At 53.4% G+C, this 10,325-nt stretch carries 11 protein-coding genes and 1 tRNA gene; 4 read left to right on the top strand and 8 right to left on the bottom strand.

The annotated features are described in order from the left end of the window. Positions 1–1,122, bottom strand: coding sequence for an NAD(P)/FAD-dependent oxidoreductase (locus KHA84_RS08540; RefSeq protein WP_213423102.1), 1,122 nt, complete (start codon positions 1,120–1,122; stop codon positions 1–3). Positions 1,123–1,272: 150 nt separating this feature from the next. Here KHA84_RS08540 and KHA84_RS08545 point away from each other — a divergent pair, with 150 nt between their 5' ends. Beyond that, a complete protein-coding gene (locus KHA84_RS08545; protein ID WP_213423103.1) occupies positions 1,273–2,079 on the top strand; it encodes an EcsC family protein in 807 nt (268 codons plus the stop codon). Positions 2,080–2,234: 155 nt separating this feature from the next. Here the strand turns inward: KHA84_RS08545 and KHA84_RS08550 are convergent, their stop codons facing one another. Beyond that, the gene (locus KHA84_RS08550) at positions 2,235–2,552 is read right to left on the bottom strand and encodes a thioredoxin family protein (RefSeq protein WP_213423104.1); all 318 of its coding nucleotides are present in this window, start codon (positions 2,550–2,552) and stop codon (positions 2,235–2,237) included. Positions 2,553–2,570: 18 nt separating this feature from the next. Beyond that, positions 2,571–3,971 carry a S1C family serine protease gene (locus KHA84_RS08555; protein ID WP_213423105.1) on the bottom strand — a complete coding sequence of 467 codons (1,401 nt, stop codon included), beginning with the start codon at positions 3,969–3,971 and terminating at the stop codon, positions 2,571–2,573. 254 nt (positions 3,972–4,225) lie between these two features. Between KHA84_RS08555 and KHA84_RS08560 the strand changes: the two genes are divergently transcribed. Further along, a complete protein-coding gene (locus KHA84_RS08560; RefSeq protein WP_213423106.1) occupies positions 4,226–5,005 on the top strand; it encodes an NRDE family protein in 780 nt (259 codons plus the stop codon). A 49-nt stretch (positions 5,006–5,054) separates the two neighbouring features. On the opposite strand, the gene KHA84_RS08565 is transcribed toward KHA84_RS08560, so the two are convergent. From KHA84_RS08565 to KHA84_RS08580, 4 genes are all read right to left on the bottom strand, one after another. Next, entirely contained in the window at positions 5,055–5,216 is a 162-nt protein-coding gene (locus tag KHA84_RS08565; RefSeq protein ID WP_213423107.1) for a hypothetical protein, read from the bottom strand. A 55-nt stretch (positions 5,217–5,271) separates the two neighbouring features. After that, positions 5,272–6,036, bottom strand: coding sequence for a 3-hydroxybutyrate dehydrogenase (locus KHA84_RS08570; RefSeq protein ID WP_213423108.1), 765 nt, complete (start codon positions 6,034–6,036; stop codon positions 5,272–5,274). Between the two features lie 14 nt (positions 6,037–6,050). Next, the gene (locus KHA84_RS08575) at positions 6,051–6,692 is read right to left on the bottom strand and encodes a FusB/FusC family EF-G-binding protein (protein WP_213423109.1); all 642 of its coding nucleotides are present in this window, start codon (positions 6,690–6,692) and stop codon (positions 6,051–6,053) included. A gap of 266 nt (positions 6,693–6,958) precedes the next feature. Beyond that, positions 6,959–8,359: a M20/M25/M40 family metallo-hydrolase gene (locus tag KHA84_RS08580; RefSeq protein ID WP_213423110.1), complete on the bottom strand. Its 1,401-nt coding sequence runs from the start codon at positions 8,357–8,359 to the stop codon at positions 6,959–6,961. Positions 8,360–8,591: 232 nt separating this feature from the next. Between KHA84_RS08580 and KHA84_RS08585 the strand changes: the two genes are divergently transcribed. Next, positions 8,592–8,679: transfer RNA gene (locus tag KHA84_RS08585), tRNA-Ser, on the top strand. 113 nt (positions 8,680–8,792) lie between these two features. Beyond that, a complete protein-coding gene (locus KHA84_RS08590) occupies positions 8,793–9,485 on the top strand; it encodes a YetF domain-containing protein (protein WP_213423128.1) in 693 nt (230 codons plus the stop codon). 28 nt (positions 9,486–9,513) lie between these two features. Here the strand turns inward: KHA84_RS08590 and KHA84_RS08595 are convergent, their stop codons facing one another. After that, entirely contained in the window at positions 9,514–9,963 is a 450-nt protein-coding gene (locus tag KHA84_RS08595; RefSeq protein ID WP_213423111.1) for a DUF3052 domain-containing protein, read from the bottom strand. Between the last annotated feature and the right edge of the window lie 362 nt (positions 9,964–10,325).

Consider the following 10,325-nt stretch of genomic DNA (forward strand, 5'->3'; position numbering starts at 1 on the left):
TTACTCCCCTGTGATTGCCTTATCCGGACTGTACAGTGATGGATCAATGTCCAGCGGCTCCCCCGTTGCCATTTTGGCAAGCTGGACGCCGAGGTAAGGCCCCACAGTCAGCCCCGAAGAGCCAAGCCCGTTTGCGAAATATAGACCGCTGACCCCGCCAAGCTGTCCGGCGACAGGCAGGTTGTCCGCCGTGAACGGCCGGTAGCCCACGTTTACTTCCTCGAAAATGCCGTCTTTTAAAGGCGGCGCGGTGACAAACGCCTTGTCGAGCATTTCATGGATCGCTCCGGCAGTCGGTGTCATCTCAAATTCGTGATCGTCTTCATGGGTCGTTCCGACGATGACCTTTCCGTCATCTGCCGGAACGATGTAATGGCGGCGCGGCGGCATGATGACCGGCCACTCTTCTGTATGCTTATTCTCAAGCCGCAAATGAAGGATCTGGGCTTTCTGGGCATGGACTTCAAGCTTCAATCCGATCGGCGCCACCGCTTCCGGCGCCCAGGCACCCGCTGTCACCATAACGGCGTCTGCGCGGATCAGCTCACCGTTAACCACCGCCCCGTTTACTTTCCCGTCTGCCGCGGAAACGACCGCTGAGCCATGGACAATTGACGCGCCATGTCTTTTGGCCGCGGATAGCATTGCGTCCCGAAGCTGACCTCCGTTGACTCTGGCCGCCCCGCTGATCCAGACCGAGGCAAACCCTTCGCCGAGCATCGGGACAAGTTCCCGTGTTTCCTCTTCGCTGAGTCTTCGGATTTCCCCGATTTCGGGAGCCTCGACTCTTCGGGTGGTCGCCCGTTTTTCCGCAAGATCCAGCACTGCCGGGTCTGTATGTACGCTTACCGCGCCGACGCGGCGATATCCGGTTTCCGTCTCACCGTCGAGTTCGAGGGAGCGGATGAGTTCCGGATAAAAGGCCGCTCCGCCTTTGGCAAGCGCATACCACGCCTTGTTCCGGCGCTGCGACAGCCACGGACAGATAATGCCCGCGGCGGCTCCTGTCGCCTGCCCCGGTTCTCCGCGATCAATGACTGTTACCGCATGTCCTGTTTTTGCAAGATGATAGGCGGCGGAAGCTCCCAGGATTCCGCCGCCGATGATGATGACTTGATTCATTGGCAACACCCGATTTCTAATTGGATTCCAGTTCTATTGTAGCCGAACGGCACACACAGGCAAACTGATCCAGCCCGGCTGGCGCTTTCCATGAAACAATTCGGGTATAAGAGTCGTATATAGATCAGACAAAACGGACGGAGGCTGCTTATGGAATCAAGACAATGGCTGGAACAGGAACTGGAACAGATCCGCAAATGGGAGAAATCCCAGGGGAAAAAGAAAATCTGGGACCGGATCGGCAGGATTCCCTTCGCGCTGCTGGACAAGGTGACCCCGGACTTTATCCAGGACAAGGTCGGAAAGGCGCTGGACGAACTCGGCAAATTTGTCCAGACGGGCGGAGGATACCTGAGCTCGGAAAAATCGGTCGCCAACTATTTCAGCAACCAGCAGGTCCGCACGATTGCCGATGCGGCGCGGATGCCGGTCTCCGCGATGGATGAAGCCGCGGACCGTGTCGCCGGCAACAGGACGAAGATGGCGACCGTGCAGGGGGCATCGACAGGCTTTGGCGGCATCTTCACCCTGTCGCTGGATATTCCCGTCCTGCTCGGCCTTCAGCTAAAGACCCTCCAGGACATCGCCATGTGCTACGGTTACGACCCCGAGGATCCCAAGGAGCGGCTGTTCATCGTCAAGGTGATGCAGTTTGTCACTTCAGACAGCCATGGCAGGGAGGCCACCCTGAAACAACTGGACCATCTGGACGGAGGCAGCGAGGAAACCCGCCGGGAAATCGTTTCGGAGCTGAAGGGCTGGCGTGAAGTCGTCCTTTCTTTCCGGGACCGCTGGGGGATGAAAAAAATGTTCCAGCTGATTCCGGTGGCAGGGCTCGTGTTCGGCGCCATCACCAACCGGAACACGATTTCCGAACTCGCTGAAGCCGGTGCCATCCTTTACCGGAAACGCCGCATCCGGGAGCGGCTGGCTTCACTGGAACCGCACAGAGTGTGACCCGTTTACACATTTGGACGGCGACTTTACACGTTCGCCCATTGAGTTTACACGTTCACTCGCCGGGTTAATATGTTCCCCCGCCGAGATTACACATTATCAACCCCAATGAACGACAAAACGCCTGCCGGGCCGGCAGGCGTTTTTCAATCGGTTCAGGAGGCAAGGCCATCCAGGAAAGACTCGATCTCTTCTTTTGTCTTGCGGTCCTTGCTGACAAAGCGGCCGGTCTCTTCGCCTTCGCTGTAGGCGATAAAGCTCGGGATTCCGTAGATGTCCAGTTCCCCGCACAGATCGATGAATTCGTCCCGGTTCACAGAAACAAAGGTATACTCCGGATAGTCCGCTTCGATCATCGGCATGAACGGATCCACAAAGCGGCAGTCCGGGCACCAGCCCGCAGTGAACATGAACACTACACGTTCTTCCTGTTTCAGTTCGTTAAACTGTTCAACTGATTTCAACTCTTCCATTCTAATTCCCCCTTTTGCTTACTCGGCGACTGTGACGTCGGACACCTGGAAGAAGCCGTTTTCGTCGATGATGACTGTATATTCACGGTTTACTTGTGTCTCTTCCACCGTACCGTCGGCTGCGGTCGTCTGTTCTGTTTCGGTCGAATAAACGATTGCATGGTCTTCCTTAATTTCAACAGATGTGACGTCCTGACCGGTCAGCTTGTACCTGATGCCGCTGCCGGCCAGCTCATTCGCCTCTTGAGTCAGTTTATCATAGGCAGGACTTCCCGGCAGGACAAGGTCCGCAACCCAGAAGAAGTCACCCGCATCTTTCATGAGTGAATGGAAGTGACCAAAGCTGAGTGCGAAGTTTTCAAGAGCGATTTCGTTTAACGTATCGCCTTCCCAACCACCCTCAAACTCGTCATCTTCCGGCGAAGCGGCCCCGCCCTCAAACTCATCGTACGTACCGAAAACGCCGACGACCTGATCCGGAGACATCGGGCTCGCCGCCCACTGGTCTAGCAGGCCTGTCATGCTGTAGAGAGGGATGGCGAAGCCTACGAGGCTGTTGTCCTGCATCACAAGGGAGTTGATGCCGACGACCTTGCCCGTCTTCGCATCAATCAGCGGGCCTCCGCTGTTCCCCCGTTCAATCCGCGCATTGATCTGATAAATATTTTCATAGATAAAGCCCAGCTCAAGATTCTGGTCATGGGCGGTCAGCTTGCCTGTCGTGACCGTATTCGAGAGGCCGTGCGGACTGCCGATCGCGATGACTTCCGTGCCGATCGGCGTCACGCCGTTTTCCAGCTTGAAAGGTTCGATATTGGCAAAGTCATCGACCTTGACCAATGCCACATCCGAGCGGTCCGAGATGCCGATCACCCGGCCCGCGGCTTCCTTGCCGTCACTGTTCCGGACCGTGACATCCGTAAATCCGCTCACCACATGAGCGTTGGTGGCAATGAGCCCGCCCTTCTTGTAAAGAAAACCGGAGCCGATGTTATCATCGGTCAGGATTGTGAACACCTTCGGCAACGATTCTTTAATGATCTGCTGGACATCCCGCTCCTGTCCGGCAATCTTCTCCGGGAGAATGATGGCTTCCTGGGCAACAGCATTGTCTTCCTTGATCGCGCGTTCTACGGTTCCCTCGCTGACAACCGGCTCCTCGGGTTCCTCTTCGGCGGCATCCTGCTCAGCTGCCTCCTCCTCTTCCGCAGCTTCTTCAGGCTGTTCCTCTTCTTCTGTCCGGTCGGGTTCATCCGTCTCCGGCAAAGTCTCGACCTCCGGGGCGACCGGCTCCTCGGCCGCTTCTTCATCTCCCAAGAATTGGAGTGTCGCGAATGCCCCCCCTGTCAGGATGAACAATGCCGCAACTGTACCGGCAATGATGCCTTTTCTTTTCTTTTTCCGGTTGCCGCGTGTCATCCGATTACCGCATTCCGGGCAAGTCCCTTCAAATTGATCTGATTTATGTCCGCAATTTGGGCATTTCATTATTTGTTCACTCCGTCCGCTGATGGATATGTAAATTTTAGTAGTTGATTACCGCAAAATACGACAATTAATCCTCATTCTATCATGGATATGGGAGGGCAAGCACGGGAAAATAGATGGATTTTGAATTCTCGCCCCCGCTTCCGCTGTCGGGTATACTGGGAACTGACAAAGGGGTGTTGACCATGTGTCTCGTATTGTTTAATCACGGCGATCATCCGGTCTATCCGCTGATCGTGGCTGCCAACCGGGATGAGTTTTATGACCGGCCGGCTGCACCCGCCCATATATGGGAACAGCCCGCCGGCCTTGTTGCCGGCAAGGATCTGACCGGGGGCGGGACCTGGCTCGGGCTCACTCACTCGGGGCGATTTGCTGCCCTCACCAATGTCCGGAGGCCGGATCTGCCACCTCCTCCTGGCGCGCGGACCAGAGGCGGCATCGTCACGGACCTGCTGGATGATTCGGTGCCGATGGAAAAGACGTTGGAACGCCTTTCCGAACGGGGAAAACAGTACGACCTTTACAATGTTATCGCCGGGACGCCTGGTCGTCTAATGTATGAGACGAATCAGTCAACGGGAGGTTTCAGAGAGATTCCGCCCGGCACGCATGGCCTCAGCAATGCCATGCTGAATACGCCGTGGCCGAAGGTCGAACACGGGGTTGAGCGTTTATCGCGGATTGCCGATGATGTCTGTCCGATCGACCCGGATGCTCTCTTTGAAATCTTGAGCATGGCGGAACCGTTCCCTGATCCCCGTCTTCCGGACACAGGCGTCGGTCCCGACCTGGAGCGCTCGCTTTCCCCGCTCTTCATCCGCATGAGCGGCTACGGCACCCGGTGCCAAACCGTCATCCTCGTCGACCGCGACGGACGCGCGACATTTATCGAACGCAGCTTTGTGGGCGGGAAATTCACGAGCGAAGAGCGCTTTACCTTCCAGATTCGTCCCCGGAAATAACCGAGGCATAAGAAAACCGGCAGGCCCTGAGCGGAGGCTGCCGGTTTTCTTACATCACGGCTTCGAGAAGGACGACAATTACGATGCCCGCAAGAGCAACCCAGAACGATGCCCATAGCGGTTTTTCCGTATCGTACGGATACGGACGGCTGTCCGGATAGTGCTTGGCCAATGCAAATCCCCCCTGTCTGATCGTCATGATCGTTTGCATGTAGGATTCCCTGAATGAATCTTGCCAAAACAGCCTCTTCCAAAGGTTTCTTCATTTACTGCGCCGTGTAGCCGCCGTCCAGTACAACCGCCTGGCCGGTCATTCCTTTGGCATCGTCGCTTGCGATGTATTTGGCAAGCGAGACGATTTCTCCGATTTCAATCAGGCGTTTTTGCGGGATGAGAGGATAAAGCACTTCTCCCAGGACTTCCTCAACCGAAACACCCCTTGTCTTGGCAAGGTCGCCCATCTGGTTTCTGACCAATTCTGTATCGATGTAGCCCGGGCAGATGGCATTGACGGTAATCCCGTCCTGTGCGGTTTCTAGCGCAGCGACCTTTGTCAGGCCGATGACGCCGTGCTTGGCTGAATTATAGGCCGCCTTTCCGGCAAATCCGATCAGGCCGTTGATGGATGCCATATTAATGATGCGGCCCCATCCCTGCTTTTTCATATGAGGCAGCACATGCTTGGTCGCCATGAACGGTCCGACCAGCATGATGTCAATGAGCTGGCGGTATTTGTCCGTCGGGAACTCTTCAAGATCGGCAACATGCTGCATGCCGGCGTTGTTGATCAGAATATCGATATTGCCGAACCGTTTCACCGTAAAGTTGATTGCCCGGATAACATCGTCTTCATTTGTGACATCACAAACTATGCCCTCGGTGTGTTCCCCGAGCGTTGACGCAGCCTGTTTGACGCCTTCTTCATTCATATCAGAAAGGACGACTTTCGCCCCCGCTTCAGAGAATCCCTTTGCAATCTCATATCCGATTCCCCTAGCTGCCCCTGTGATCAGCACTACCTTTCCTTCCATGCCGTTCTCCCCCATCAAGAATTTTTGACCGACCTGATAAACTCATCAAACCGAGTCCGGTCATCCAGCCGCCTGTTGCAGGCCATGCTGTCTGTGCAAATATAATTGCCACGTTTCGTGTACGTCTCGCCTCCGGCATGCCGGGTCTCAGTCAGGAAAAGACCGGTCTCATCGATTCCGTTGCAAATCGAACAGACCCCTTTTTTGCCGGATGGGCGGAACTGTCCATAAAAGCCGGTGAATCCGCCGCCTTTCTCAAACACGATATATTTCCGGTTCGTGCCCGGGTCATTCCAGCCCAGGTAAGTCAGTTCTTTACGGACCGCTTCTGCAAACTTCGGCATGCGCAAATTTTTCACTTTCGGGAACATCTTCTTTAACTCCATATCTGTCACTTCTGCCATCGGCCTGACGAACGGCTGGATCCGTTCCCTGAATCGGTCAAAGTCTTCTCGCTCCCTGATGTTTCCGATCATTCGGATCACCTGAGCCAATTCGTCTGGCAGATCTGCCGCAGACTGTTCAGCCCGCTCGATCGCCATCTGGCCGACCGCGGCAAGCACATCCTCGTCATTGGCATGCATATGACCATTCATCACATTCCGCGCCTGCCGGAGAATAAAATGAAACTCGGTGCTGGTGATGGATTCCTTCAAGAACAGACACCTCCTATCAATAAAAGTGTACACATTTTGCACCTTTTTGTCCGGTCAGATGGCTGTCAAACCGCTGGATACATTTAAAATTCCAATTATAAATGGGAGCGTGATTGTCGTACGGCTGCAATATGGGGCGCTATTTGCACTATGGACTCACCATTTGAAACATGGGATCGCCATTTGCACTATGGGCACGCCTTGCAACACTCCTAAAAAAACCGTCACCCGGAGTCCGGAGTGACGGCTTTTGAGGCTGTGCTGGCTTAATGGATGGATTGTTCGTAGAATGCTTCTTTTGGAACTGGGGCTTCCTTGCGTTCCTTGTTTTTCGGGTGCTGGTTATCGAAGCGGGCGCGGTCGTATACGGCTGCAGCCACAATTTCAGCAACATCCAAAAGCTTTTCCTTGCTGATCTTGTCGAGTGTATCCTGCGGCGTATGGTACCACGGCTCAAGCGGGCTGTGGATAAAGAGAGCTGCCGGGATGCCTGCCTGGTGGAACGGCACATGGTCACTTGAACCGCTTCTTCCACGGGTTGTCGGCTCGCCGTTTAGTTTTTCGCTGGCTTTCTGGGTCAGCTCTGTCACAAGGTTGGGCTCCCCGTCCACGGAAGCGACAATCAAGTCGCCCGCATCGCGGCTGCCGACCATATCCAGGTTAAAGTTTGCGATGATCCGGTCTTTTTCATCCTCAGATAACTCACTAACGTAATGGTGGGAACCAATCAGGCCAAGTTCTTCCGCGCCAAACGAAGCAAAACGGATCTCTGTATCGGATGGCAGGTTCTTCATAGCGCGGGCAAGTTCCAGTGTCACTGCGGTGCCCGAAGCGTTGTCATTCGCGCCCGGCGCGCCTGGCACGGAATCCATATGGGATCCGATGACGATAACTTCGCCGGTATCCTTCTTTTTATTGGTTGGGTGCTTGGTGGCGATTACGTTATGGGAAGTGTGCTCTCCTGTTTCCGCTCCTTCAACGACAATCCGGGCCTCTGCTTCGGAGTTGACTTCCAAAAGCTCCAGAATTGCCTGTCCCTCCTCCCGTGAAAGCGATACAGCCGGAATGAAGCGGTCGTCGTGGCCGCCCAGCGTACCATTCAGTGCGCCCGTTCCATTATTATAGAGAATAACTCCCGCGGCTCCCGCTTCCGAGGCGTTGATGATTTTCTCCGCGAAGCTGAATTCTCCCCGCTGAATAACGGCAATTTTTCCTTCCGCGTCGATGCGTTCAAAATCTGCCGCCGAGCCGATTCCTGCATCAACGAGATTGGCCGTCACATCGCCGGAAACCCCGTAAGTGAAGTTGCCGGGGCTTAACTCGCGTTCAAAGCCCTGGACAGTAAGGTCAATACGGGTAGGTTCTGTATAGCCGGTGTACTTGAACGGCTGTACTTCAACGTCATAGCCGTACGACTCAAACTCGCCTTTCAGATACTCAACAGCCCGATTTTCAACTTTTGTTCCCGCCACGCGCGGCTCTTCGGAAAGAATAGCGATGTGGTTGTAGATCCGGTCCACATCGATTTTCCGGATCGCTTTTTGGTCGAACTGGTCAAGCGCTGCCTGGTACCCTGCCTCGACCGGCTTGGCAACGACTGCTGTGGGCATTGCGGCGCCTGCTGCAAGCATTGCCGCAAGTGAAAATGCAATGGTCTTCTTTTTCATCCAACTGCCTCCTCCGATTCATAATTCAGACAGTTTTATCATAACAAGCTCACCTCCTCCTGAAATCAGAACAAAGTGGCAGTTCATTCGACCCGGTTTCCAACTGTGTTTTCACTGTCGAATAAACCAAATGAACCAGCCGGCATGACTTTAAAACCTCGCAAAAAAATACGGACAGAAGGGTTGCGCCCTTTTTCCTCAGGTGCTATAATTTTTCTTGTCATCAAAACATGGAGATGTACCCAAGAGGCTGAAGGGGACTGACTCGAAATCAGTTAGGGCGTTCACGCGCCGCGGGGGTTCAAATCCTCTCATCTCCGCTAGTGGCACCGGCTTTCCAAAATGGAAAGCCGGTGCTTTTTTGTATAGTTTGATTCGGATTCCACACCCTATACTGATCAATATTTTATGGGAGTGGAATGATTTGGACGTCATGAACGAATACCTGGTCACCATTCTGCGCTCGCTGTTCGCATTTTTCGCCCTTCTCCTCCTCACCCGGATTATGGGCAAAAAGCAGATGAGCCAGCTGACTTATTTTAATTACATTGCAGGCATTACAATCGGTTCAATTACGGCCGATTTGGCAGTCAAACCCGCCGGAAATGATACCGTCCATGACTTGATCGCCCTGATAGTCTGGGGCGGCGCGGTCATTCTTCTCGGGATTGCCGGACTGAAGTCAAGGAAAACCCGGCTTTTGATTGACGGAGAACCTTCTATCCTCATCCGCAAAGGTATTGTGCAGGAAGATATACTCTCGCAGCTCAGGCTGAACATGAATGACCTTAGTATGCTGTTGCGTCGGGAAAAAGCATTTTCCATTTCCAGTGTGGACTATGCCATTCTCGAACCGAACGGCCAGCTGAGTGTCATGATGAAACCCGGACAACTTCCGGTCACTAAAGAAGATTTACAGATCCCTTCTAAAATCCAAAGGAATCTGCCGACATCCGTCGTGCTTGATGGTCAGATGGTCAGCCATGAAATGAACGAGCTTGGCTTATCGTCAGAATGGCTGATCAGTGAACTGAGAAAACAAAACATCACTTCCGTTTCGGATGTGTTCTATGCAGAATATCTGCCAGACGGGACGTTGGCCGTCCAAAGGAAAAAGGAGCGCTGATTGCGCTCCATAGTAGTCATACTTTACCCTATTCCGTTCGTTTCTTTCCTTCTTCCGTATAAGCAAATGACCGAGTCATCCTTTTTATATCCGACACCTTCCGATACCTTAATGCGGACCAGTCATCATCAATGGCAATCTGGCGGACCGGTTCGAATCCAAAATCAGCGGGAATCTTGGCAACCGTCTCCCTGCTGCAGTCAGACTGATAAGCTTTGGAAGATTTCTTAGGATAACAAAGCCAAAAAAGGGCATTTTCGCCGAGGAGGCCTGCTGTTTTTTCCACCTCTTCCCGGATTGCCTGATTGGTTGTGCCAAAAAGCTGGACAAAGGTATACCGTTCTTCGACAACTTCTGTATCAACACGCGCCCCGATGGATTCCATTACTTCATTGTAAGACTGTGGCGCTCCGAGAATGAGAACTGGTGTGTCGCTGCCTTTGTACTGCAGTTTTTTCAGTATTTTTTCTGATTCCAATGAAATGCTCCTTTTTATTAAGAGATCTCTTCACTTCTTATCGTAACAGAACATAAACCGATTATAGGCATTCCTTTCGGAATCGCAGTGGAACTCGCTCTTCCTCAGATTTCTCTTTTACCGCGGGTCCTCGTGTAAGGCAGACAAGGGCGGATTCCATTTCAAATAGATCCGTGTCCCAGAAACGCCGTTCGTAGTTCTTACCGAAAGTCGAAAAATGAGGCACCTTACGCCTCATATCGCAAAGGTCATGATCGATTATATAAACAGGTACCTCAATAAGCAATATGGCGGATTAAAGCGGAGAGCCCGAGACACCTGCGGGAAAAGCGTTAGCCGAAGACCCCGCAGGATGTTGCGCA

The sequence above is a fragment of the Bhargavaea massiliensis genome, from assembly GCF_018390575.1.
GTDB classification, from domain to species: Bacteria; Bacillota; Bacilli; order Bacillales_A; family Planococcaceae; genus Bhargavaea; species Bhargavaea massiliensis.

Coding starts and splice junctions, on each gene's coding strand:
- KHA84_RS08540 (WP_213423102.1), bottom strand. CDS start 1,122: ATGAATCAAGTCATCATCATCGGCGGCGGAATCCTGGGAGCTTCCGCC.
- KHA84_RS08545 (WP_213423103.1), top strand. CDS start 1,273: ATGGAATCAAGACAATGGCTGGAACAGGAACTGGAACAGATCCGCAAA.
- KHA84_RS08550 (WP_213423104.1), bottom strand. CDS start 2,552: ATGGAAGAGTTGAAATCAGTTGAACAGTTTAACGAACTGAAACAGGAA.
- KHA84_RS08555 (WP_213423105.1), bottom strand. CDS start 3,971: ATGACACGCGGCAACCGGAAAAAGAAAAGAAAAGGCATCATTGCCGGT.
- KHA84_RS08560 (WP_213423106.1), top strand. CDS start 4,226: ATGTGTCTCGTATTGTTTAATCACGGCGATCATCCGGTCTATCCGCTG.
- KHA84_RS08565 (WP_213423107.1), bottom strand. CDS start 5,216: ATGCAAACGATCATGACGATCAGACAGGGGGGATTTGCATTGGCCAAG.
- KHA84_RS08570 (WP_213423108.1), bottom strand. CDS start 6,036: ATGGAAGGAAAGGTAGTGCTGATCACAGGGGCAGCTAGGGGAATCGGA.
- KHA84_RS08580 (WP_213423110.1), bottom strand. CDS start 8,359: ATGAAAAAGAAGACCATTGCATTTTCACTTGCGGCAATGCTTGCAGCA.
- KHA84_RS08590 (WP_213423128.1), top strand. CDS start 8,793: ATGAACGAATACCTGGTCACCATTCTGCGCTCGCTGTTCGCATTTTTC.